Source organism: Kibdelosporangium philippinense, assembly GCF_021390435.2.
Lineage (GTDB): Bacteria > Actinomycetota > Actinomycetes > Mycobacteriales > Pseudonocardiaceae > Kibdelosporangium > Kibdelosporangium philippinense.
On sequence record NZ_JAJVCN010000002.1, the window covers coordinates 1569733 to 1591930 of the forward strand.

The following is a 22198-nucleotide window of genomic DNA, read 5'->3' on the forward strand; positions in this document are numbered from 1 at the left end:
GATCGTCATACTTGTCGCTGTCCTTGCCGTATCAGCGTGTGGGAGTTCAGAAGTGACCGAGGCAGACCTGCGATCGGCGTTGCACCGCAAACTCCGGCTGGACAAGGACCGGATGCGGGTGGACGTCGGGCCGCCGGTGCCAGGGCTGATGGTCTTCCACGCGTACGACCCGAAAGACCCGCGCGGCAACACGACCGGTGTGTACGACGGAGAGTTGCACTTCGACTTCAATGAGAACGTTTCCCTGGTTCTCACAGCGCTCGGATACGGCGAACGTGCGGCCGATCCGAAGGTCGTCGCGGGCGCGATCGGCAAGCTGGAAGGCAATCCGGGCACGCCGTTCCTGACCGACTTCGCCATCGAGCAATCCGGCGACCCGGCGGTGATGACCTTGCCGCAACTGGTCACTGTGGACGGCCAGCAGGTCGTCGAGTACTGGAACATGACTTCGCGCAGGCCCTTCTGGCGGTCACGGGTTCTGCGTAAACCCGACGGCACCTTCGAGGTCCGTCAGGAACTTCCAGGCGGGAGATAGCCATGTCCGTGTTCCGTCCACAGTCGATAGTCTGCACCGCCTGCGGCACAACGAATGTCGAGACCGTGGCGATGAGCCTGCACGGCTCCCGCGTGCCACAGATCGTCGAGCAGATCGTCGCAGGCACGTTCCAGTGCTTCACGTGCGGCGGCTGCGGCCTCGGATACCGCGCCGACGGGCCGCTGATCTACGTCGACTTCGTCACCAAGCGCTGGATCGGCGAGTTCCCGCGCACGATGGAAGGCGGCTGGGCCAGCCTGGAACAGCAGCCGATGGACGTCTTCCGGCAGTCCCTGATCGACCTCGCGCCCGCGTTCCTGCGTGCCGAGGCCGACGGGTTCACCGTCCGCGCGGTTTTCGGACTCGACGCCCTCGCCGAGAAAATCCGCCTGCTCGAAGCCGGTATTGACGACCGTGCCGTCGAAGTCGCCAAGCTGGAGATCATCAGGCAGACCGGTGCGGTCATGTCGCCGGACCGCAGGCCCCGCGTGGTCAAGGCGGACGCCGACAAGGTGACGATGGTCCTGTGGACGCCATCCGCCGAGCAGTTCTGCGTGTCCGTGCCCACCGCCGACATCGTGGCCATGGCGAGCGAGGACGGCTGGCGATCCTTGCTCAGGGAAATGCAGATAGGTCCCTATGTCGACTTAGGACGGATCCTGCTCGACGGCCGCCGCACGGCTTCGGTGTGACGTAGGTGAGTTCGTGGCGACCGGGCCCTTCAGGCCGGTGTGGACATTTTGTCCAAAGTCGACTGGATCTGCCGTGACCAGCGGACGTATCCATAGTGGACGGCGAACCGGTCTGCTGAGCACGGTCGCGAGGTCGACGCGGGACAAGCTGAGGGCGGGAAGGGCCACACGGGATCGCCACGGGACAACAGCAGGGTTGATGACCCTGGCCGCGAGAAGGCGGTTGCCGCATTCCAGGTAGCTGTTCACGGCTTGCTGGATTTTGCCGGTCGCGAGGGTGCAGGGCTGCGCGGGCGGCGACCACGACCGGGGTTGCCGGTCCGCCGAGCATGTCGTTCGCTATGAGAACGGATTGCGCGCGGTCGAGGTCGTCGAACTCGACGAGCCATGCCACGGCCATCGCGTGTACGTCCACGGGCAGCCTTGCCGTGAGCAAGGACGCGATAGTGGCTGTCGCGACCGCGCAGTTGCCTTTCATATATGTGATTCGGGCTTCGAGCAGGGCAAGGGCCTTTTCGGACTGCCATCTTTCGAACGCGGCGACGCAGTGTGTTTCGGCAAGGCCCAGTTCGCCCGCGTAGATCAACGTAAGTGCCACGCGACGGTGGCACATCGGGCCGTTCGCGCAGTATGCGGTCCACTGTCGCCACCTCGGCCAACTGCACCGTCTCGCAACATCGTCCGCCGATATGCGCGATCCTCATAGCCAGCAACGACAGACAACCCGACATGGCTCGATCGTGGCCCGGCGACCGACACTTGCGGACTATTTTGCCTCTTCTTCTCCGGCCTTTTGCCCGTCGGACCATCGAAATGCATAAATTCGTAAAAAACCTACTCGTGCGTTCTGTGGTGCGCCCGTAGAGACCGCGGCGTCTGCTCGCGGCACGGTCGGTAAGGAGGGGATAGTCCATACGAAATCAGGAGGAATCGCGTGAAACTCCGGAAATCTCTCGGTGTCGTCGCGGTCGCCGCGCAATTGCCGCCGACACTGGCCGGAAACGCCTATGCGGGCATTACGTTCAATCAGACGAAGAACGGGACGGCGACCAGGCACAAGGACGGGGCGCGTGGTGCCTGCGGGTCGGAGATCGATGCGTCGTCGCAGATGCTGGTCGCCGCGGCGGCCGCGTACTGGACGACGACCAACCCCGACAACGACCCGCTCTGCAGTGGTGTGTCCATTCAGGTGACGTACAAAGGAAAACGATCGCCGTACCGGTTCGGGACAAATGCCCGACCTGCGATCCGAACCACGTCGATCTGAGTGACCCTGCCTTCCGGGCGCTCGACAACCCCGATCTGGGTCACATTCCGGTCACCTGGAAGTTCGTCCATTCCTAAACTCGAAAGTGTTTCGGTGAGCCACCGGGTCCGGTGTGCGAGGCTCGGGGCGACAATTGTCGTCGTGGCCGACGCGCGCCGGGCCTGGCGTTTTCTTTGCCCGGCAAGGCTTTATCGATCACGTCACCGGATCGTCCCTTGCCTGTCGCGAGTTGATACGTCCACAATAGACCCGCGTGTCGCGCTCGGCGATGTCGTGCTGTTCTGTTATTGCTGTCGCTTCCGTTGGCGTCACACGGGTGTTCTCACCCCCGTCAATCGGGTGAACCGCGATCGGTCTGTCCAGGTCGAATGCGATGTATAGTCACTGTCATTGACTATCAACCAACATGTTCACCTCAGCGGAACGACCGGCGCTTTTCAGCCACACTTGCGGTATGAGGTTTGCCTGACCGGGTGTCATCCCCGATGGTGGCCTGGTCGGAGACCGTAATCGGGTTACCCTGTGCGACAACAGGAGAAAGGAGCTCGGCGTGGCAGACAGGCCGCCGACTCGTCGGCAGATGTCCGCGGAACAGACGCGCCGGAAGCTTCTCGCTGTAGCGATGGACGAGTTTTCCCGTCGTCCCTACGCCGAGGTGACGGTCGGCGAGATCGCCAAGGCCGCGGGCGTGGCGCACGGCCTGCTTTCCCATCATTTCAATGGGAAGCCAGGCTTGTACGCCGAGACGCTGCGCGACGTCACCAGGCAGTTGGCAGAAGCGACACAGTCGGATCCGACCACGCCTCCGGGCGAGCAGATCCGCTACCGGCTGCGTGCATACGTGGACTTCGTCTCTCAGAACGAAGGTATTGCTCGCAATCTCATCCTCGGCGGAGTGGAGCCGGGTCCGGAGGCGTGTGAAGTCCTTGACTCCACGCGATGTGCCGATATTCGGTCCATCGCCGGGGTTCTTGGCCTCGACCACGAAAACCCGGCCGTCCACCTGTCGATGACCGTGTTCATCGCGGCCGTCAAGTCGGCGGTAGGCGCCTGGTTGGACGCCGGGCAGCCATACGTGCATGAACGTGTTGTCGATGCGTTGGTCGAGTTGCTGCGCGGCGCGTTGCACAGCGTGAAGCAGTTGGACCCGTCGATCGACGTGTCCGAAGCACTGACCGATCTGGACGAAACCGCGACGGTTGAACCATCTTCAACGGAATCCGTTGCTGTGGTGGCCGTTCCGGCTGAGCCCGCGTTAGTCAGCCCGGTCTTGATTGATTCCGGTCTGGTCAACGCGGCGTTGGCGGACTCGGCCTGACCGGCTGAAGCTGTTGATGTGTCAACGGATGGGCGGAGGAATCGCCGCCCATCCGACAAATCTGGCCAGATACTCGTCGTCGGCGGCGGTTTCGACCTCGGCGTGACCGGCGACGACCGTGCCACTCGTGCCGTCGATGCTGATCACCGTGCCCGCCGGAATGCGTTGGCCGTTCACGTTTATCGCGGCGTCTTCAACGCTCAGGTCGGTGACCCCGACCACAGCGGGCTTGCCCATCGATCGGGCGACAACGGCCGCGTGACTGGTTGGACCGCCGCGTGCCGTCACAACTCCGGCTGCCGCGGCCAAACCGTGCATATCGAGCGGCGAGGTTTCCGGCCGTACCAGAATGACGGGGCCAGGCGTATTCGCCGCTTCGTCCGATGTGGTCACGATCTTGCCCGCTGCGACTCCGGGTGACGCGCCGGTGCCGCGCGCCAAGACGTCCGTCGCCACGATGCGTGGTGTGTTCGCGTTCGCGACGTCGCGTGTCGACACCCGATCAACTGCTTCCCCTTGGCTAATTGTTTTCTCGTCGACCAGATCGACGGCGAGCCTGATCGCGGCCCGCCCGACGAACCGGCCCGGCCGGACTTGCAGGAACCACAGTTCGCCTGATTCGAACGTGAACTCCACGTAGCACGCGTCGCGGTAGTGGTTTTCAATCCGGCGCAAGCCGTCGAGAAGCCCTTCCCATACCGCAGGTTCTCCGGTCAATGCGGTGAGCGGTGACGTCGGGTGCGTGCCGGAGACGACCGCGTCGCCCTGATGTCCGAAAAGGACATCGCCGTACGGGACAGGCTCGCCGGTGTTGGGGTTGCGGCTGAACGCCACGCCTGAGCCGCTGTGGTCGTCGCGGTTGCCAAACACCATTTTCTGGACGGTCACGGCCGTGCCGAGATCGTCTGGGATGTCGTTGAGGGCGCGATATGTCCTGGCGCGTGGCGTGTTCCACGACTGGAACACCTTGATGATCGCCTCCTTGAGGTGCCCGCTGACGTTCAGAACGGTGTTCATCATGCCGGGCATGGACACTTCGCTGCCCGAGCGAACCGACACCGGGGCTTGTGTCTCGACGGCCGCCAGTTCGTCCTCGAGGCCGTCCGGAAATTGTCCTTTGTGGAGAAACTCGCGGCACGCGTCGGCGCCGATGACGAATCCCGGTGGTACCGGCAGGCCGAGGCGCAGCAGTGTCACGAGGCCAAAAGCCTTGCTGCCAATGACATCCGCTGGCTGATCGAGGTTGGCGGAGAGCTGGTGAATCCACTTCATGGCGGTAGCCTTGTGGCGTGTCTCCTCATCAGACCAGTGTCGACTTGTTGGTATTGCACACCCTTCGCTGCATGGGCGTCACGACTCTCGACCGGGTCGCCGAGTCGAGTGGCTTGTCGCAGGCCGATACGGAATCCGAACTCATCGACCTCGCGGTGTCCGGGCTCGTCACGCGGTCGCCTGGGGAGTTTGGCGGCTGGAGCCTGACTGACGCGGGGCGTGCGGCGGACTCCGAACGTGTCGCCGCGGAGTTGGACACCGCAGGGGCTCGGGCTGTGGTGACCAAGGCGTACGAGGACTTCCTGCCGCTCAACCCGGAGCTGCTCGACCTCAGCACCGCGTGGCAGATGCGGTCGGTCGACGGCGTGATGACCCCGAACGATCATGCTGACTCGGCGTATGACGCTCGCGTGCTTGGCCGGTTCGTCGAATTCCATCAGCGTGCGGATGCTGTGTTGGCCGTTTTGGAGTCGGCGATAACGCGGTTCGGGCGCCATCGTGCTCGGCTTGGGTACGCGCTGAGCCGGGCTCAGGGTGGCCAGCTGGAGTACCTGGTCGACCGGATGGACGCGTATCACACGATCTGGTTTCAGCTGCACGAAGACCTGCTCACCACCCTTGGCCTGTCACGATGACATTGTCATTCAGATGTTGAGACCATCCTAGCTGAGGATGGTGAGTTGACCGGCGTTCCTGGCTTCGAAAGTGGTGGGCAAAGGACTTTAGGGCATGACGGTGTTCACGAGTGGTCGGCCTGAGGGGTTCTGGGAATGGTGCGGTGTTGCAGGTCAGCCCGAGGATTTTGGGAATCGCGCGGTGTTCCATCGTGTGAGGGCCGGGTTGCTGGCGTTGAACGCCGTGAAGGTGGCCTTCGCGGCATCCTGTCTCGGCCATCGAGCTTGGCCTTGGCCACTATGGCTCGTGAGTGTTTATCAGGGTTAGAACACGACTAACCACTCACGAGGGTTTTTGGTGGCCCCATTGGAACTTATAACAGGGTGGGGGGCTTGCCGCAAGGCCGGGGGTGTGCCGCACAATCGCTGGCCTACCTGGTGAAAGCGAGGAATCTCCATGCGAGTGCTGCTGTCCGCGATCGGGTCGCGCGGGGAGATCGAGCCGACGATGGCGCTGGCGCTGCAATTGCAAGAACTCGACCACGAAGTGCGGCTTGTCGCGCCGCCGGACTTCCGCGGTCTTGCCGAGACCGCCGGAATTCCGTTCGTGCCGATCGGTCCGGAAGTGCGTGTCGCCGCGAAGGGCAACACGCCAGAGGACCTGCGCAAAGCCGCTGATCAGAGTGTCAGGGACCAGTTCGAGACGATCTCGGCGACCGGTAAGGGCTTCGATGCTGTCGTCGGCGCCGGAATGCTGCAGTTCGCGGCACACTCCGCTGCCGAGAATTTGGGCGTGCCGTACTTCTTCGGCACTTTTTGCGCGCTGAGCTTTCCGTCACCGCACCACGCGCCGCCCGCGTTCGCCATCCTCGGGGATTCGCGGGAAAGGACCCAGGGCTAAAGCAAAGTCGGTTGATCTTGGGAGTGGTGGGGCGGGGTGAGGTTTTCCCTGGTGGGTAAGGAGATGCGGCCCTTCGATGGGACGATGTGAGTTCTCACGCTCTTGATCGTCTGTCGAAAGGCCGCTGGTGTCAGTGTCGCATGCCGTCTGCGTACCCGTCGATGCGTCGGTCATGATGGGCTCGGCTGAGCTAGCCGACTTGGTCGCGTTGCTGGGCAAGGTCGCCGATCCCCGTAAACGCCGGGGGATTCGGCATCACATCGCCACGGTGCTGGCCGTGACGGTGCTGGCGGTATTGGCGGGGGCGAAGAACTACCGGGAGGCCGGTGACCGGGCCGAGGACTTGCCGCAGGAGTTGCTGGAGCTGGTCGGGGCGCGGCGGAGCGTCCTATCGGGACGGCGTGTGGCGCCGAGCGCGGACACGATCCGCCGGGTGGTCGAGTCGGTGGACGCCGAGGCCGCCGACAGGCTGGTGTGCCACTGGCTGGCTGATCGAGCGATGGCCCTGGCCGGCGACGACGGCTGTGCTGGCTTCGACGGGGTGGCCATCGACGGCAAGGCCGTGCGTAATTCCGGTGGTGTGCGCCTGTTCTCGGCGATGCGTCACGGCCAGGCGGTGGTCATCTCGCAGATCCGGGTCCCCGACGAGACGACCGAGACCACGCAGGTCAAGTCGTTGCTCACGGGTATGGATCTGGCGGGTGCGGTGGTCACGGCCGATGCCGCGCACACCCAGCGCGACACCGCGCGGCACCTGGTGTCCGACAAGCAGGCGGACTACGTGCTTGCTGTCAAAGGCAACCAGCCGACCCTGTTGGCCCAGGTCCAAGCCCTGCTGCCGCCTGCTGCCCCAGGGTCGGAGGACCATGTGGACGACGAGCGCAGCCACGGGCGGATCACCCGCCGGGCCATCTGGGCGACCGTCGCCGAGGGCGTCGATTTCCCTCATGCCGCCCAGGTCTTCCGCATCCGCCGGGACGTGTTCAACCTCGCCGGGCAACGCGTCCACAAAGAGATCGCATACGGCGTGACCAGCCTGAACACCGAGCGAGCGTCCGCTCGGGACATTGGTGGCCTGGTACGGGGTCAGTGGGGCATCGAGAACAAAATCCACTGGGTCCGCGACGTCGTGTTCGCTGAGGACCACCAGCACGCCTACACCGGCAACGGTGCTCACGCCATGGCCATGCTCCGCAATCTGGCCATCGGCCTGATCCGCCTGGCTGGACTCACCGAGATCAAACGCACCCTGGAATGGATCGCCGCCGACCGCATGAGAATCCTCCCGCTCCTGGCCGCATCTACCCCCTGAACAGCAACAACGACTTTGCTATTGCCCTGGGAAAGGACCGAGGACAACGAAACACTCTGGGCGAAGGACAGGGACAGGTTCAACGGGTTCTTGGCTGTGCTGAATTCGTGCCGGGAATCCGCTGGTTTGCCCGCGATATCGGACGTTCGTGGCCACATGTTCGGCGATCAGCCGATGCTCGCGGCCGACCCGGTTCTGGGGCCGTGGCCGGATCCGGCGGACACGAGCGTGCTGCAGACCGGGGCGTGGCTGCGCGTGGACAAGCGTCCGATCGAGCCGGAACTGGCGCAGTTCCTGGATGCCGGCGAACCGCCGATCTACTTCGGGTTCGGCAGCATGTTCGTCAAACCCGAGTACAGCCAGCTGGCGATCGAGGCGGCCAGGTCGCTCGGGCTCCGGTCGATCGTGATGAGCGGCTGGGCTGACTTGTCCCTTGTGGACGAGTCGGCGGACTGCATCGCCGTTGGCGAGGTCAATCACCAGGAAGTCTTCCGGCGCTGTGCCGCGATTGTGCATCACGGCGGCGCGGGGACCACGACAACGGCGGCATTGGCTGGCGTCCCGCAGGTGATCGTGCCGCAGATGTTCGACCAGTTCTACTGGTCGGAGCAGGTCGAACACCTTGGCATCGGCCGTGCCGACAAGCCGGGTGCGTTGGCCGAGGTCCTTGACTCCGTGCTGCGGCCAGGCGTGGTGACCAGTGCACGGGAGGTCGCGGGCGGGATCCGGACCGATGGTGCGCTGGTCGCGGCCCGACGGGTGACCTCGCTGGCTGGGTGAATTTTGGTGGTTGACGCGGTGGAACCGGATAGCCGGGTGCGACCGTCTGCTTAGGTACGCGGAAGGAAACAGGAGGTCCGGTGACGTATCCACCGCAGCAGCCACCACCCGGCCAGTACCCGTACGGCCCGCAGCAACCGCCGTACGGGCCGCCGGGATGGCCGCCTCCGCCACCGCCGAAGAACAAGACGGGCCTGGTCGTGGCCCTAGTGGCGGCCGCTGTGCTGCTGATCGGTGGTGTGGTCACGGTCGTGCTGCTGACCACCGGCGACTCGTCCAACACGACCTCAAGGGACCTGCCTGCCGCGCAGACCACCACGTCGAAGCCGACCAAGAAGCCTGGCGGAACCGTAGAGAACAAGGCTGAATTGGAAGCGGCCGTCAAACCGGTCGCCCAGCAGTACGCCGACGCGGTCATCCGCCAGGACTCGGCCGCGGCACAGGCACTCACATGCAAGAAGGTCGATCCCGGTGTGATGTACGAGAACCTGGCCGGCGAGGCCGAGCCGGTCGTCGGCAAGGTCACCATCTACAGCTCGACGCGGATCACCGTCGACATGGGACTCAAAGGCGTGCCGGAGGCCAGGGGCGTGCCGTTGCCGTTCGTCAACCAGAACGGGACTTGGTGCGTCGAGGTCTAAAGCCAGCCGGGCAGGATGAACACGGTCCATGACACCAGCGGAGCGACAAGGACCAGACTGACGGTCGACGAACCGGGCCGCGCTCTACGCCGAGTTTAATCGCGTCCTCAGTGGACTCTCGGGCACCGACGCACTCGCCGCGGCGCGGGCGGCCGGAGTTCCAGCGGGACCGATCAACACCGTGCGGGAAGCCATCGGCAACGTCCGGCCCGATCTCATCACCGAAGCACTACACCCTCGACTGGGAATCGTGAAGTCGGTCAGTTCCCCGTGGCGGTTCGATGGCGAACTGCCTTCTGCCTATCGTCCGCCACCCGACCTCGGCAACACACCGAGGAAGTACTGACAGAGGTGGGAAAGCGATGCCCAACCTGAAGCTTGGTGAGTTCCACACTGTCCACAGTGATCCAGCGGACGGCCGTCAGTACGAATACGGTCGTGTACTTCGCCGAAAGGTCGTTGATACAGCTGGAAAAGCCAAGTCCGTCCATTATGGGCAGTAAAGTCCTGATCGAGCGGATCCTTCTGCATCGCTCGAGTCGCGAAGACGCTGGCATCAGGGCACTCTACGACGAGGCGTACAGCGGTGCGGACTACGCCGGGGGAGTGTCCGCGTTCATCGAGAAACGTTGACAAAGGGAGGAAGCAATGGATCTGCGACTGCGCGGCCTGCGTGCCGTGGTGACCGGGGCTGGCAAGGGAATCGGTGCCGCGATCGCCGAATCCCTAGCTGCCGAAGGGACAAACCTGGGTGTGGTGTCCCGAAGCCAGCCACAGCTGGAGGATCTGGCCAAGAAGTGGCGTGCCGAGCACGGCGTCGAGGTCGATGTACTGGCCGCTGACCTGTCGACCGAGAGCGGACGGCAGGAAGTCGCCAACGCGGTCGACTCGCTGGACATCCTCGTCAACAACGCGGGCGCGATTCCCGCCGGCGGCCTGACCGACGTCAGCGAGGAAACCTGGCGGCGGGCATGGGATTTGAAGGTGTACGGCTACATTTTCCTTACTCAGAGCCTGTATCCGAAGATCGCCCAGTCGCAGCACGGTGCCGTGCTGAACATCATCGGTGTCGCGGCTGAGGAGTTCCCGGCCGGATACATCGCGGGTTCGGCTGGCAACGTCGCCCTGGTCGGATTCACCAAAGCTCTGGCCAAAAAGGCTTGGCACGACGGCGTTCGAGTGGTCGGCATCAGCCCGGGATCCACGGCAACCGACCGTTTTGTGACGCTGCAGCGCACACGTGCGGCGACCGAACTGGGCGACGCGGAGCGGTGGCAGGAGCTCGAAGCCAGCTTGCCGTTCGGGCGCGCTTGCTCTCCCGAGGAAATCGCGGACTCCGCGACTTTCCTCGTCTCACCTCGGTCGTCCTACACCAGTGGCACAGTGCTCACGATCGACGGCGGCAAAGTCTAGTTTCTCAAAGACGAGCGGAGATCTGCCGAGCCGCATGCGTTAGGGCCTGGCAGATCCGCCCTTCGTCTGCAGGAAACCGGTACATCGGCACGAAAACGCTGATGGCGCAGACGACCATGCCGGACCGGGAGAACACCGGGCGAGCGATCGACCCGATGTCCTCGCGCAGTTCCCCTTTGACGACAGCACACTTGCCGTCCACCCGGATGCCGCGCAGTTCAGCGTCGAGATGGGCGGGATCGGTGATCGTCGAGTCGGTCAGCCGAGGCAGCCCGGACGCGAGGATTTCCGATCGCAGTGGCTCTTCCATGTGTGCGAGCAGCGCTTTGCCCGTTGCCGTCGCGTGCAGGGGAGAGCGTGTGCCGAGGGGGATGTAGATGCGGGTCGGGTTGACGGTCTCGACGACGTCGATGATGACGACCTCGTTGCCTTCCCTGATCACCAGATGCACGGATTCGCCTGTGGCGTCGCGCAGTTCGGTCAGGATGTCGCGGGCGACCTCACGCACTCCGACGTCCGCGGCGACGCGCTGCGCGATGTCGATGGCCTTCGTGGTGAGCACCCAGCCCTTGCCTTTTCCTTTGCCTGGACCGGTTTGCCTGATCCACCCGGATGCCTCGAGCGCCTTCAACGCGCGCTGCGCTGAGCTTTTGGGCATCTGCATCCGCTCGGCGATCGTGGTCACGCCGACTGGTTGGAGCTGGGCGACTTCGTCAAGGACGCGCAGGGCGGTCAGTGCGGTCGACATTCCTGGTCCCTTCGGCACACTACGGTTGATTGTGCCACATAGTGGACCGTTATGGAGACTTGTACCGCCAGAGATCCGGTATGGCTCGCAACACGAGCGCCACGGCCACGACAGTGAGCGCGCCTCCAAAGCCAACCGCCCACTGAGCACCGAGCCAGGCGCCGCCGAAACCGTGGACCACGTTGGACAGCTGAGGACCGCCCATCAGGACGACCGTGAGCGAGCCTTGAATGCGGCCGCGCAACGCGTCATCGGTGTGTACCTGCGAGATGGCGTTGCGGAACGTGCTCAGCACGAAGTTCACGGCACCGCCCGTGACCAGCGCCAACACCGCGATCAAGAGGTGCGCGGCGAGGCTGAGGACCACCACGCAGCCACCCCAGGCCAGCGCGGCGGACGCCACGAGCGCGCCATGTCGTCTGGCGTGGCTGAATGTCCCTGAGAACAGCCCGGCTAGCAGCACACCGGTCGGATAGGCCGCGAACAACAGACCTAGTTCCACCCCACCACCGGCCGGGCCGCCGTACGTCTGCTCGGCCAGCTCAGGAAAAAGTGCGACCGGCATCGCGAAAACCATGGCAGCCAAATCCACGGCGAGAATCGCGACCAGGACGCGGTCCCTGGCGAGGTATCGAAAGCCTTCGCCCAGCTGCACTCGCTGGCCGCGCCGGGGCATCGCGGGCAGTTTGGCCACGGCCCAGAGCACGATGATCAACGCGAGCGCGTCCAGCAGATAGAGCGTGCTGAGGCCGACAATTGGGATCAACAAACCGGCGATCAGCGGACCGACGGCCGCGCCGGTGTAGCGGGTCAACGCGTTGAGGCTATTGGCCGCGACCAGCTGCTCAGCTGGCACGACAAAGGGAACTGCGGTGCCCGTTGTCGTCATGGTCGCGCCGAAGCTGATGCCGTGCAAGGCAACCAGAGCCAGCAGAACCGGAACCGAGCCGGGGTTCAGCCACAGGCCGACGTAGGTCAGTCCGAGTCCAGCGTTGCCGATCAAGAGCAGCCGTCGGCAGTCCATCACGTCAGCCAACGCGCCAGACCACAGCGCAGACACGACAAGCGCAGCAGTCGAGATCACGGCCGAAAGTCCGATCGCCGCGGACGAACCGGTCAGCGTGAACAGCTGAGTTGGGATAGCCACAAGGCTGAACGAACCGCCAACCGCTGAGATCGCGGAGGCTGTCCACAGTCGACGGAACGCTGGTATTCGCAGCGGTCGCCGGTCGATGAACAGCTTCACAGCGGGACCGCGTCAGCCACCACGACGGCGATATTGTCTGGCGCACCACCCTGATAGGCCAACGAGATCAGCTCGTCTACCGCATCGGCCGGGGAATTCTTGCGTTGCAGCACCTCGTGCGTCTGCTGTGCCGACACGACACTGCTGAGGCCGTCTGAGCACAGCAGGTAGCGGTCACCGACCTTGGCCTCGTGCACGGACAAATCGGGCTGATGCTCACCTGAACCGGAGATCGCACGGGCCAACATGGACCGTTGCGGATGCGACTCGGCTTCCTCTTGCGACAATCTTCCTTCGTCCACCAAGGACTGAACCCAGGTGTGGTCGTGCGTGATCTGAAAGAGTTCGTTGTCCCGCAGCACATACGCCCGGGTATCTCCAATATGGACCAGACCAAGCTGGGAACCCGACCACAGCAACGCGGTGAGTGTTGTGACTCCGTCGACGACCTGTTCGACTTCGCCGACCGCTTCCGCCAATGCGTTGAGCAGCTCTCCTGCGGGCACAGCCCGGGTCGCCAACGGTTTCAACGCGGCAATTGCTGCGGTGCTGGCGTTTCCGCCTGCTGCGCCGCGTACTCCGTCGGCTACCGCGAGCAATCGGCCGTTGGCGTAGGCCACGTCTTCGTTGCTGGTCCGCACTTGCCCGGTGTCGGTGCGTGCCGCGTATCGGATGCCGAGTTCTGTCATCGCGCTGCCCCTGCCTTTGAGGTAGTCGACAAGGAAGGTGGCGAGCTGACCGCGGTTCACGGTCTCGGCGAGGACCTCGGACCAGTACGCCTCGACCTCAGCCGCGGCTTCCGTTTTGCTCAGGCCGACTACGGTCTGGATCCGGGCCAGTGGCATGCCGAGCCTGCGTAGCCACGCGATGAACCTGGCTTGTTCGAGCTGGCTTGGGGCGTAACGGCGGTATCCGGTTTCACTGTCCACTTTCGCCGGTGCCAGCAGGCCCAGTTCGTCGTACATGCGCAGGGCTTTCGGTGACAGCCGGGCGGCACGGGCGAACACTCCGATCGTCCACAGGTCCACCCCTCCATCATGCGGGTTGCCCCAGGGGCAAGGTCCAGGACGCGGACATGGCGGTGTGGCGATGCGCTGGGGGTCGCACCGCCACACCTGTCTGTGGATGAACCTCAGCCAATGAAGACCGAGACCACCGTGTTGTCGAACTTGACGTCCGCGAGGTTGGCGACGTCACCGTCGATCGTGACCGACTTGCCCTTGCAGTCCTTGTCCGACCACAGCTTCATCGAACCGTTCGCCCGGATCGACGAGGTCACATTCGGCCGGGAAAGGTTGGTGCAGCCGAGGCCCGCGCCCTGCGACAGGTCGCTGACCCGGTCGAAGTTGATCTCGTCGAACAGCGTCGCGCCGGTCGCCTTGTTGCCGCCGCCCGCGTTGTTCAGTGGCTTCGGCGTCGTCGTGGTTGGGACACCAGCCTTGCCGCCGTTCGGCGTGATGCCGAACCACTTGCCGTCGACGCCCTGGCCGAACGTGTCGCCGGGCTTCTTGTCCTTGTTGAAGCGGTAAACCGGCCAGCCGCCGAGGGTCAGCTGGAACGTGCCGTCGCTCCGCCGGACCTTTCCGATGTCCTTGCGCTCGATGCCTTCGAACATAACCCTGGTGACGCCGGGCTGGACAAGCACCGGCGGCCACTTTTTGGCGCACTCGCCGGCGCATACGGACCTCGACGGGTTGGCGTCATCATCGTCGAACCGGTACAGCGTCAGCCCCGCACCGTTGACCACGACCGGGTCGAGCTTGCCTGCCTTGCTCTTCTCGATCGAGATCCACTTGATAGCGACGTCCTTCGGCGCGGTGTCCAGGGTTCCGTCCGGGCCTTTGGCCCAGTCGCCGGTGTCCTTCTGTGCGTTGTTCGACTTTGGCGTGCCGGACAACAAGTTCAGCGCCTCCGAGTCAGCCTGCGCGACCGGCGTGGTGCCGGTCTCTGATGGCGGGGCGGCACCGTTCTGGCCACCACAAGCGGACAGTGCGGCGATGCCGAACGCGGTCAGGGCAGCAAAGGACACAACACTCTTACGCAACATGGGGTTTCACTCCGAATGTGAGATGCGGTTCCGGCCTGCTTCCGACCCGCTCGGGCCAAGACACGGAACTCGGGTCGAAGAGGTTCACACAATTTCGGAGTGGTCTGGGTCACGCTCGTTTTCAGCAGTGTCTACCTGCGTTGATGCACGCGACTGCCTGCGACATAAGCGAATCCGGCATCACACCGATGGCCATCGCGTGGTCAGTCAGGGGATCCCTGCCCTCCTCGGGGAAGGAATCGATGGCGTAGTCCGCGTCGGCCGGAATCGAGTAGGCGAGTTCGACGTGCAGCTGTGGCACTGGGAACGTCCCAATCGGACACACGTCCGCGTTCGGGAAGACCAGATGGCTCCGGTGCAGCGTGCTGTCGGTGGCTTTGCCGTCCCAGCATTTCGGGAAGTCGAACACCCGGACCACTTGTTGCCCGTCGGCGCAGCGTGGATAGCGGTTGGTCACGCGGTCGCGGGCGCCTGAGCAAGTCCACTGCACGTGCTCGGCGTGTTCGCCATCCTGCGAGACCGCTACCGGATTTCCAGTGATGGCGCGAAGGAAGCGCGGCGCGGCGACAACATTGGACATTGAATTGCCACGCAGCTGGATGAGCACGGAGTCGGGCAACACGATCCGTCCATGATTGCCATGGATACCGCCACCCGCTGTGTCCGCGTCGTCACCAGCCTCGTCGGTCAGCCTTAGTACTGGCCAGTAATAGGTCGATCGATCGTCAAGGCGGCAGGTTGTTCCCGCGGCGGCAAGGCTTTGATCCGTGGAGAACGCGTCGGTCGAGAGGTTTCCGACGTAGTCGTGCGTGTGGTGGGCGGCGCCGGGCAGCTTTGGTTGAACCACCACGTTGTCGGCATTCCGGTGCTTGTTCTCATTGCGCCCGCACTGTGACTGCCATGTCCCCGTGCTGGCACCAGGCTGCGTTTTGACTGCCGTCGCTCGGACCGGCACCTGCTGAATGTCCACGTAGTACGAGTCGCTGGATCTGGCGTGGTCACCCGGATTCCTGTTGCAGGCGGTGAGTGCGGTGAGCGCACACAGGGCAACGACGAACATCAACGGGCGCAGCACGATGCGGATCTTCGCATGGCACGGACCAGCGGAAAGAAGCGCCGAACCGGGATGGCAGTTGCTTGCCACGGCCGTAACGGGAATTCCCGTGAACCTCTTCGCGACCGGACGCGTGTTGCGGTGGTCAACGAGCCGGGATCCCGGTGAAAACCCAGCGGCAAGCAAGGGGAGATCTGCCATGCCCACGTACCCAATCGGTGAAGCCCGCGGCACGTCCCTTGTCGCCCTTGTGCTGTCCACATTGGCCAGTCAAGGCGGGCCGCCGGATTGGTAGTGGCGATTAGTTGCCGCGAGTGAGCGGCATCACGGTTTCCAGTGTCATCCGCGGTGATCCGAATTGGCCACCGCATCCGTTTCGAATGAGGGGAGCTCCCGGCACCGGGAGTTCGTGGAGGTGTTACGGATGGCTCGTCATCGGCAAGTCGCCGACGAGGCGTTGATCCGGACGTTGTTCGCCGAGCACGGCCGCGCCATGCTCGCCTACGCGACCAGGCTGACCGGCGATCGACCGGCAGCCGAGGACGTCGTGCAGGAAGCGTTGATCAAGGCGTGGCACAACCCGGACGTCCTGGTCAACGGCAAGGGCTCGGTGCGTGGCTGGCTGCTCACGGTCGTGCGCAACATCATCACCGACAAGGTGCGCGCCCGAAACGCCCGGCCGAAGGAAGTGCCGGAGTCGCCGACGGCGGTGCCGATCGAACGTGACCACGCCGACAAGGTGGTCAACTCGATGGTGGTGCTCGACGCGCTCGAGAAGTTGCCGGAAGTGCACCGATCTGTGCTCGTGGAGATCTACGTGCGAGGACAGAACGTCAATGAGACGGCGGAGACGCTCGGTATCCCGCCGGGCACCGTGAAGTCGCGTTCGCACTACGCGTTGCGTGCGTTACGCGACCTGTTCACCGCACGCGGAACAGGGATGGAAGGAGTGGCCTGAGACATGTCCGAGCACCACGTCGACATCGACGCCTACGTCGCCGGTCAGCTGGCACCGAACCAGGCCGCCGGAATCGAGCAGCACATCGACAGCTGCGAGGTGTGCCGGATGGACAGTATGTCGTTGCGGGAAATGCGGGAATTCCTCGGCGAAGTCCCGCACGAAGCCTTGCTCGACGGCTACCCGGACGACGCGGACCTCGTCCTGCAACGAACACTGCGCCAGGTGAGAACGGAGAAATCAGTGGCACGACGCCGCTCCCGATTTCTCAGCGCGGCTGCCGCGGTCATCGCCGCGGCGGCTCTGGTGACCGGGGGAATGTTCGTCGGCCAGATGAATGTGGATCAACCGCAGCAGGTCGCTGTTGCGCAGCCACAAGGTGTGCGCTTCGCGAACGCCACTGACGGTGCCACCGGTGCCCGGCTTGTCGTTCGCGTCACCCCGGCCGCGGACTGGATCCGCGTGAATGCCGCGGTCAGCGGTATCAAGGCGGGGGAGATGTGCCGGTTGATCGTGGTCACTCACGATGGGACTCGTGAGGCAGCGGGCAGTTGGGTGGTTCCGGCCACCGAAGCTGCTTCCGGGACCACCTTGGACGGTTCCGCGTTGATCTCCGCGAAGGACGTCGCCGCGGTGATTGTCGAGAACACTGACGGAAAGCATTACGTGACAGCGAGTATCTAGGATGTGGTCACCACAACAGCGGAACCGCTGGTTCCTTTGACAGCCCTCGCCAGGGCGGTGGACGCAGCCGACAGCGGGTAGCTCTCGGCAACGTTCACCGCCAATCGGCCCTGGCTCACCATCGTGGCGAGAACGGACAACTGGTCACCGTCCGGGCGTACGTACACTTCGGACATCGTCACACCGCGTTGTGCAGGCGGCGTGTCCGATGTGATGGTCGCGAGCCGACCACCATCGGCCACAGTGGACAGTGCTGCCGCTGCGCCGCCTCGGGCGGCGTTCGCTGCGACATCGACGCCTTTCCTGCCGGTCAGCCGCAGAACTTGGTCAGGCCAATCACTGTCGTGATAGTCCAGCACTTCCACGGCGCCAAGAGCACGTACCCGGCTGTGGGAAGCCGGACCTGCGGTCGCGATTACTCGCAGCCCGCGCAGAGCGGCGATTTGGACGATCATGCCGCCGGTCAATCCACTTGCCCCGTGCACAAGCAATGTCTGTCCATCATGTACTTCAAGGGCCTCAGCAAGCACTTGCTCAGCGGTCAGAGCTGGTACCGGAAGTGCCGCGGCAGCCTCCCATGAGACGTTCGCTGGCGCGATCAGGTGTTGTGCCCAGGTTCCCTGTGCGCGCAATGGCAACGGGTGGGTCAGGATCTCGTCGCCGGGCGCCACGCTCGTCACCGCGTCTCCGGCGGCCCTGACCGTGCCAGCCGCCTCGACGCCAAGGGCCATCGGTGGCGTGCTGCCGGTGTCCCATCCGCCGGTGCGGACGATTTCGTCCCAGTTGCCGACCCCGGCCGCCGCTACCTCGATGAGAACCTCGTCAGCCGACAAAGCCCGTGGTTCGGGCAGATCGAGCAATTCCACTGGCCCGTTCCTGTGCTGAATTCCAGCCGCGCGCATGCTGGCCATGATCCACCTAAGTGGACAGCTGTGCCACTGGCGCGCAGACCGCACACTCAGGGCCGGATGGAGGTGATGTTCTCGGTGCTGATCCCGACAACGCGGTTGCGGCCTTGTTCCTTGGCCTGGTAGACGTAGTTGTCCGCGACCCGAAGGCATTCCTCGATGCCTGTGCCGTGATGTGGGTAGGTCGCGGCGCCGATCGACGCGGTGACATCGCTGATTTCGACGTCGTCGCCGTCCTTGTCCACGGTCGTGATGCGCAAAGCCTGGATGGCCAAGCGAATCCGTTCGGCGGTGGCCATTGTTTCAAGCACATTGGTGTCCGGCAGCAGGACGGTGAATTCCTCGCCGCCGAAACGTCCACCGAGATCTGCCTTGCGCAGATTGGATTTCAGGCAATCGCCGACCGCGGTGAGAACATCGTCGCCAGCGCGATGGCCATAGGTATCGTTGAGCCGCTTGAACTTGTCCAAGTCGACCATCAGAACGCCGACCTCGCGACGCTCCTGTTCGGCGTCGGCCACAACGCGATCCGCGTATTTCTGCCACGCCGCCGCGTTTGCCATGCCGGTCTTCTTGTCGACGAAGGCGTCGCCCTCGAGTTGCTTGGTCATGGCGGCGCTATACAGGCTGATGACAACTGGGATAGCTGCCAGCACCACGATCAGCGTGCCAGTCATGAGCACGCCGGTGATGGCGCCGATAACCAGAAACGCCGCATCGAGCCCGATTTCCGTGAGACGGCCCAAACGGCGGTAACGCAGGAAAGCGACCGCGTGACTGGCGACCAGATACGCGCCCGCCGCCAAAACGACCGTCAGTACACCGCCGAAATTGGCTTGTGGGCTGGGCGTTTCCCACGCGCCGAACGACACAGCGAAATGTGCGGGGATGAGCGCCCAGGCGATGGTGTACCACCACACGTCGTGCTTTCCACGTACGGAGTGGTACGCGCACAAGACCAACACCAGTGCGACAGCCGGCGTGAGGTGCACGGACACAGCTGCTGCGACCGCCCAGACGGAGGTCGCGATGATCGGCTCGGAGTCGTTGTGGCGGACGGTGTGTATCCGGCGTACGAGTTCCATCGTGACGATCGCCGCCACGAGTATGACCGCCGCGCGCACCCAGTCCATTGCTGTCATCGGTACGAAAATGCCTGCCAGCACTGCGACACCGGTTGGTGGCAACAGAACTGCGACCAAGCGCATCATGCCGCGACTGCCAGCGTCGGGCCGCAGACGCGGTTGCGACCGAGTTCCTTGGCTTGGTAGAGGCAACGGTCGGCCGTCAGGAGCATGTCGTCCACGCTCACCTCCGCGTGCCGTGTCGTTGCAACGCCAATGGAAGCGGTGATGCCGCTGATGGTTGTGGGGCGGCCGTGGAGGTTCGTCGTGATCACGGTCAGCGCCTCGATCTGGTGACGGATCCGTTCGGCCGCCTCGTTCGCTTCCTGTTCGGTGGCACCGGGAAGCAGGATGCTGAACTCCTCGCCGCCGAAGCGGGCAACGATGTCATGACGGCGCGTAGTGGTCTGCAGTATGTGCGCAACGCTCGCGAGGACGTCATCGCCCGCGTGGTGACCGTAGGTGTCGTTGAGGCGCTTGAAGTGGTCCAGGTCGACCATGAGTACCGCCGACCGTGCGTGAGTCCGGTGACTGGCGGTGCTGAGCGTCTGCCAGGCCGCGTGGTTCCACAGCTGAGTCTTCGCGTCGTGTGCCGCGGCGTGCTGCAAAGCGCGCCCGCGCATGGACCGCTGCAAGTACGCCACCGGCAGCAAGAAGAACGGGATAGCGACGAAAGAGAAGTGCCCGAACACACCCAGCAACACGCCGAGAGCAACCCGCGTGACGAGCAAGCCGTACACCCCGTGCCCTGCTTCCACAGGGTGTACGGCATGGATGAGCCGACGCGTAACCCCCATCAGCGCAGGCCCATCAGTCACAGCTAGATAGAGCAGCCCGGCCATACCGGCGGCGAGAACAGTAGGAGTACTCATGACATCCACCGGAGCCAGCAGGTGCACGGACGACCACGCGAGCCACGCGACCGTCGCCCCGGCAAGACTGGTGAGCACGGGACGCTGTCCGCGGAGCAGCTCGTGTCCGAGCAGAACGGCGGACACAAGAAAGACTGCCCCAAGGGGCAAGGTCAGAACCGCGCCGATGAGCCACACCGGTGCCGCGGACACAGCCGCAGTATCCGTGTCCCGCGAGCGAGCGAACTCGGCGTACGCGATCCCACAGAGCGTGAGCACAACGGCTGTCAACCACGACGTGGTTGACCAGGCAAGACCCAGCCCGGTCAGCAAGGCCGCTGTCAGCACAACGAGTGACACCGTCTTGACGGGCACACCGTTCGCGGGGAGACTCCAGCGACGGATGGTGATGGTCGGCCGACGGAAACCGATTGCTGGTGCGGCGACTCCCCCTGCGTTCATACGTACAGATTGCGTACCAGCACGGACAGTCCACGGACAGATGACGGACAGCGACTTGGCAATAGCCTGCTGTGATTGGGTTACTGGATCGCTTCGCCAGGTTTCCCGATCGTGCCATGAGCGGCTTTGACCCCGGCCGACCGGCTCGCGGACACCCACGCGATGGACAGTCCGATCACCATGACCGTACCGATCCCGCCAGAGACCGCGATGACCGAGGACGACGGCGCGTTCTGGGCGATCAACCCGAACGTCAGAATGGCGAGCCCCTGCGTCACCCGCATCATCGTGGTCATCAAGCCGACGGCCTGGCCCCGCATGCTGTCCGGAACGGCCTGCGTGAACTCAGCGGCAAGCGGGATCCAGTAATACAGCGAGATCCCCGAAACCACGATGAGCACAACGGCGACAACCACCCCGGGCACAGTGAAGAACAGTGCGAGCGGCGCGCAGCTGAGCACGCCAAGGAGCACGACGTGCCGGTTGCGTTGATCGGGAATGAGTATGGGCAGAAGCCAAAGCCCTAGAACGATTCCGGCTGGGCCCGCGCCCATCAGCACGCCGGCAACGGCAGACCCGTACCCAATCTCCGACGCGAAGGGTGCCGCGAGCGTCTCGCTCGCCAGAGTGGTGGCGATGGCGAACGGGAACAACATGATCAATCGCAGCCGCGGGTCACGGACGATGTAGCGGATGGCGGCGCGGGCCGAACCGAGCAACGTCGGCGGGGTGTCGCCATTCGCTGTCGCGGGACGGGAAGCGACCCCCAAGATGATCACAATCGTTGACAGTACGAAGGTCGCGGAGTTGAACACCAGAACGAGCGACAACCCGGTGAGCCCGACGACAACCCCGCCGAGGCCGTAACCAATCGTGTACGAGACGTGGTTGACCAACTGGGTGACCGCGGATCCACGCACCAGCTTCTTGCCCGGCAGGACAACGGACATGGTGGAGATGTAGGCACTGTTGAACGGCGCGTCCACCACCCGGATGACGAAAAGCAAGCCCCACAACGCAACCAGCGGCATCCCAGGGATAGCCATGACAAGCACAAGCAGAGCACGGCCAATGTCGGTAGTGATCATTACGGCGCGGCGGGGAAACCGATCAGCGAGCCCAGCCAGCACCGGCCCGCCGATCAGATCAGGCAAGACAGTCAGCGCGAACGTGATCCCCATCAGTGCCTCGGACCCAGTCTGATTGAAAACTGCGATCGTCAACGCCGCACGAGCAAGGTAATCGCCCACAGTGGACAGCGCACGACTAATGAACAGAGCACGAAATTCACGCACAGAGAAAATGTCCGCGTAGCTGACGCGCTCGGTTCCTTGGCGCTCCCCCGACACCCAGCGCCCTCCTTTGGCTACT

General features: G+C 64.0%; 24 protein-coding genes and 1 pseudogene. 15 read left to right on the forward strand and 10 right to left on the reverse strand.

Annotated elements, in window-relative coordinates:
- Positions 1–52 precede the first annotated feature (52 nt).
- The 5 genes from LWC34_RS26375 (at position 53) to LWC34_RS26395 (ending at position 3812) form a co-directional block, all read left to right on the forward strand.
- Entirely contained in the window at positions 53–535 is a 483-nt protein-coding gene (locus LWC34_RS26375; RefSeq protein ID WP_233727827.1) for a hypothetical protein, read from the forward strand.
- 2 nt (positions 536–537) lie between these two features.
- A complete protein-coding gene (locus LWC34_RS26380; protein ID WP_233727828.1) occupies positions 538–1227 on the forward strand; it encodes a CpXC domain-containing protein in 690 nt (229 codons plus the stop codon).
- Between the two features lie 934 nt (positions 1228–2161).
- Positions 2162–2494: an RlpA-like double-psi beta-barrel domain-containing protein gene (locus LWC34_RS58150; RefSeq protein ID WP_233727829.1), complete on the forward strand. Its 333-nt coding sequence runs from the start codon at positions 2162–2164 to the stop codon at positions 2492–2494.
- On the forward strand, positions 2437–2571 hold the full coding sequence (locus LWC34_RS26390; RefSeq protein ID WP_233728891.1) for an RlpA-like double-psi beta-barrel domain-containing protein: 135 nt from the start codon (positions 2437–2439) through the stop codon (positions 2569–2571). Before LWC34_RS58150 ends, LWC34_RS26390 begins: the two co-directional genes overlap by 58 nt.
- 473 nt (positions 2572–3044) lie before the next feature.
- Positions 3045–3812: a TetR/AcrR family transcriptional regulator gene (locus LWC34_RS26395; RefSeq protein WP_233727830.1), complete on the forward strand. Its 768-nt coding sequence runs from the start codon at positions 3045–3047 to the stop codon at positions 3810–3812.
- A gap of 21 nt (positions 3813–3833) precedes the next feature.
- Here LWC34_RS26395 and LWC34_RS26400 read toward each other — a convergent pair whose 3' ends face one another.
- Positions 3834–5084: a PEP/pyruvate-binding domain-containing protein gene (locus LWC34_RS26400; RefSeq protein WP_233727831.1), complete on the reverse strand. Its 1251-nt coding sequence runs from the start codon at positions 5082–5084 to the stop codon at positions 3834–3836.
- 71 nt (positions 5085–5155) lie between these two features.
- Here LWC34_RS26400 and LWC34_RS26405 point away from each other — a divergent pair, with 71 nt between their 5' ends.
- The 8 genes and pseudogenes from LWC34_RS26405 (at position 5156) to LWC34_RS26435 (ending at position 10745) form a co-directional block, all read left to right on the forward strand.
- Complete coding sequence (locus LWC34_RS26405; protein ID WP_233727832.1) at positions 5156–5719, forward strand: transcriptional regulator; 564 nt, start codon at positions 5156–5158, stop codon at positions 5717–5719.
- 436 nt (positions 5720–6155) lie between these two features.
- Positions 6156–6599, forward strand: a complete 444-nt coding sequence (locus tag LWC34_RS26410; RefSeq protein ID WP_233727833.1) for a glycosyltransferase — start codon at positions 6156–6158, stop codon at positions 6597–6599.
- A gap of 127 nt (positions 6600–6726) precedes the next feature.
- A complete protein-coding gene (locus LWC34_RS26415; RefSeq protein ID WP_233722717.1) occupies positions 6727–7911 on the forward strand; it encodes an ISAs1 family transposase in 1185 nt (394 codons plus the stop codon).
- A 21-nt stretch (positions 7912–7932) separates the two neighbouring features.
- A complete protein-coding gene (locus tag LWC34_RS26420) occupies positions 7933–8691 on the forward strand; it encodes a glycosyltransferase (RefSeq protein ID WP_233728957.1) in 759 nt (252 codons plus the stop codon).
- A gap of 80 nt (positions 8692–8771) precedes the next feature.
- A complete protein-coding gene (locus LWC34_RS26425; RefSeq protein ID WP_233727834.1) occupies positions 8772–9332 on the forward strand; it encodes a hypothetical protein in 561 nt (186 codons plus the stop codon).
- A gap of 73 nt (positions 9333–9405) precedes the next feature.
- Positions 9406–9678: pseudogene (locus tag LWC34_RS58870) on the forward strand (CoA transferase); the annotation flags it as partial.
- 35 nt (positions 9679–9713) lie between these two features.
- Positions 9714–9965, forward strand: a complete 252-nt coding sequence (locus tag LWC34_RS26430) for a hypothetical protein (protein WP_233727835.1) — start codon at positions 9714–9716, stop codon at positions 9963–9965.
- A 15-nt stretch (positions 9966–9980) separates the two neighbouring features.
- Positions 9981–10745: a short-chain dehydrogenase/reductase gene (locus LWC34_RS26435; protein ID WP_233727836.1), complete on the forward strand. Its 765-nt coding sequence runs from the start codon at positions 9981–9983 to the stop codon at positions 10743–10745.
- A 4-nt stretch (positions 10746–10749) separates the two neighbouring features.
- Here the strand turns inward: LWC34_RS26435 and LWC34_RS26440 are convergent, their stop codons facing one another.
- From LWC34_RS26440 to LWC34_RS26460, 5 genes are all read right to left on the reverse strand, one after another.
- Positions 10750–11493: an IclR family transcriptional regulator gene (locus LWC34_RS26440; RefSeq protein ID WP_233727837.1), complete on the reverse strand. Its 744-nt coding sequence runs from the start codon at positions 11491–11493 to the stop codon at positions 10750–10752.
- Positions 11494–11542: 49 nt separating this feature from the next.
- Positions 11543–12739, reverse strand: a complete 1197-nt coding sequence (locus tag LWC34_RS26445) for an MFS transporter (RefSeq protein ID WP_233727838.1) — start codon at positions 12737–12739, stop codon at positions 11543–11545.
- Positions 12736–13767, reverse strand: coding sequence for a MerR family transcriptional regulator (locus LWC34_RS26450; protein ID WP_233727839.1), 1032 nt, complete (start codon positions 13765–13767; stop codon positions 12736–12738). Before LWC34_RS26450 ends, LWC34_RS26445 begins: the two co-directional genes overlap by 4 nt.
- A 104-nt stretch (positions 13768–13871) precedes the next feature.
- Positions 13872–14786: a hypothetical protein gene (locus LWC34_RS26455; RefSeq protein ID WP_233727840.1), complete on the reverse strand. Its 915-nt coding sequence runs from the start codon at positions 14784–14786 to the stop codon at positions 13872–13874.
- Between the two features lie 121 nt (positions 14787–14907).
- Positions 14908–16041, reverse strand: coding sequence for a DUF1996 domain-containing protein (locus LWC34_RS26460; protein WP_233727841.1), 1134 nt, complete (start codon positions 16039–16041; stop codon positions 14908–14910).
- A gap of 223 nt (positions 16042–16264) precedes the next feature.
- On the opposite strand from LWC34_RS26460, the gene LWC34_RS26465 reads away from it, so the two are divergent.
- Both LWC34_RS26465 and LWC34_RS26470 read left to right on the forward strand, forming a co-directional pair.
- Positions 16265–16798: a sigma-70 family RNA polymerase sigma factor gene (locus LWC34_RS26465; RefSeq protein ID WP_233727842.1), complete on the forward strand. Its 534-nt coding sequence runs from the start codon at positions 16265–16267 to the stop codon at positions 16796–16798.
- Between the two features lie 3 nt (positions 16799–16801).
- On the forward strand, positions 16802–17482 hold the full coding sequence (locus LWC34_RS26470) for an anti-sigma factor family protein (RefSeq protein WP_233727843.1): 681 nt from the start codon (positions 16802–16804) through the stop codon (positions 17480–17482).
- On the opposite strand, the gene LWC34_RS26475 is transcribed toward LWC34_RS26470, so the two are convergent.
- The 4 genes from LWC34_RS26475 to LWC34_RS26490 all read right to left on the reverse strand — a co-directional run bounded on the left by LWC34_RS26475 (position 17479) and on the right by LWC34_RS26490 (position 22176).
- Positions 17479–18393 carry an NADP-dependent oxidoreductase gene (locus tag LWC34_RS26475; RefSeq protein ID WP_233727844.1) on the reverse strand — a complete coding sequence of 305 codons (915 nt, stop codon included), beginning with the start codon at positions 18391–18393 and terminating at the stop codon, positions 17479–17481. The genes LWC34_RS26470 and LWC34_RS26475 overlap by 4 nt on opposite strands.
- Before the next feature lie 47 nt (positions 18394–18440).
- A complete protein-coding gene (locus tag LWC34_RS26480; RefSeq protein ID WP_233727845.1) occupies positions 18441–19601 on the reverse strand; it encodes a GGDEF domain-containing protein in 1161 nt (386 codons plus the stop codon).
- Positions 19598–20827, reverse strand: a complete 1230-nt coding sequence (locus LWC34_RS26485) for a GGDEF domain-containing protein (protein ID WP_233727846.1) — start codon at positions 20825–20827, stop codon at positions 19598–19600. Before LWC34_RS26485 ends, LWC34_RS26480 begins: the two co-directional genes overlap by 4 nt.
- Positions 20828–20907: 80 nt before the next feature.
- Positions 20908–22176 (reverse strand): MFS transporter, encoded by a 1269-nt coding sequence (locus LWC34_RS26490; protein ID WP_233727847.1) that lies wholly within the window; start codon positions 22174–22176, stop codon positions 20908–20910.
- Positions 22177–22198 lie beyond the last annotated feature (22 nt).

What these genes read in the sequence shown, in the direction of transcription:
- LWC34_RS26440 (WP_233727837.1), bottom strand. Translation starts at nt 11,493, where the DNA reads ATGTCGACCGCACTGACCGCCCTGCGCGTCCTTGACGAAGTCGCCCAG.
- LWC34_RS26485 (WP_233727846.1), bottom strand. Translation starts at nt 20,827, where the DNA reads ATGAACGCAGGGGGAGTCGCCGCACCAGCAATCGGTTTCCGTCGGCCG.
- LWC34_RS26480 (WP_233727845.1), bottom strand. Translation starts at nt 19,601, where the DNA reads ATGATGCGCTTGGTCGCAGTTCTGTTGCCACCAACCGGTGTCGCAGTG.
- LWC34_RS26400 (WP_233727831.1), bottom strand. Translation starts at nt 5,084, where the DNA reads ATGAAGTGGATTCACCAGCTCTCCGCCAACCTCGATCAGCCAGCGGAT.
- LWC34_RS26465 (WP_233727842.1), top strand. Translation starts at nt 16,265, where the DNA reads ATGGCTCGTCATCGGCAAGTCGCCGACGAGGCGTTGATCCGGACGTTG.
- LWC34_RS26470 (WP_233727843.1), top strand. Translation starts at nt 16,802, where the DNA reads ATGTCCGAGCACCACGTCGACATCGACGCCTACGTCGCCGGTCAGCTG.
- LWC34_RS26460 (WP_233727841.1), bottom strand. Translation starts at nt 16,041, where the DNA reads ATGGCAGATCTCCCCTTGCTTGCCGCTGGGTTTTCACCGGGATCCCGG.
- LWC34_RS26380 (WP_233727828.1), top strand. Translation starts at nt 538, where the DNA reads ATGTCCGTGTTCCGTCCACAGTCGATAGTCTGCACCGCCTGCGGCACA.
- LWC34_RS26405 (WP_233727832.1), top strand. Translation starts at nt 5,156, where the DNA reads ATGGGCGTCACGACTCTCGACCGGGTCGCCGAGTCGAGTGGCTTGTCG.
- LWC34_RS26475 (WP_233727844.1), bottom strand. Translation starts at nt 18,393, where the DNA reads ATGGCCAGCATGCGCGCGGCTGGAATTCAGCACAGGAACGGGCCAGTG.
- LWC34_RS26455 (WP_233727840.1), bottom strand. Translation starts at nt 14,786, where the DNA reads ATGTTGCGTAAGAGTGTTGTGTCCTTTGCTGCCCTGACCGCGTTCGGC.
- LWC34_RS26435 (WP_233727836.1), top strand. Translation starts at nt 9,981, where the DNA reads ATGGATCTGCGACTGCGCGGCCTGCGTGCCGTGGTGACCGGGGCTGGC.
- LWC34_RS26410 (WP_233727833.1), top strand. Translation starts at nt 6,156, where the DNA reads ATGCGAGTGCTGCTGTCCGCGATCGGGTCGCGCGGGGAGATCGAGCCG.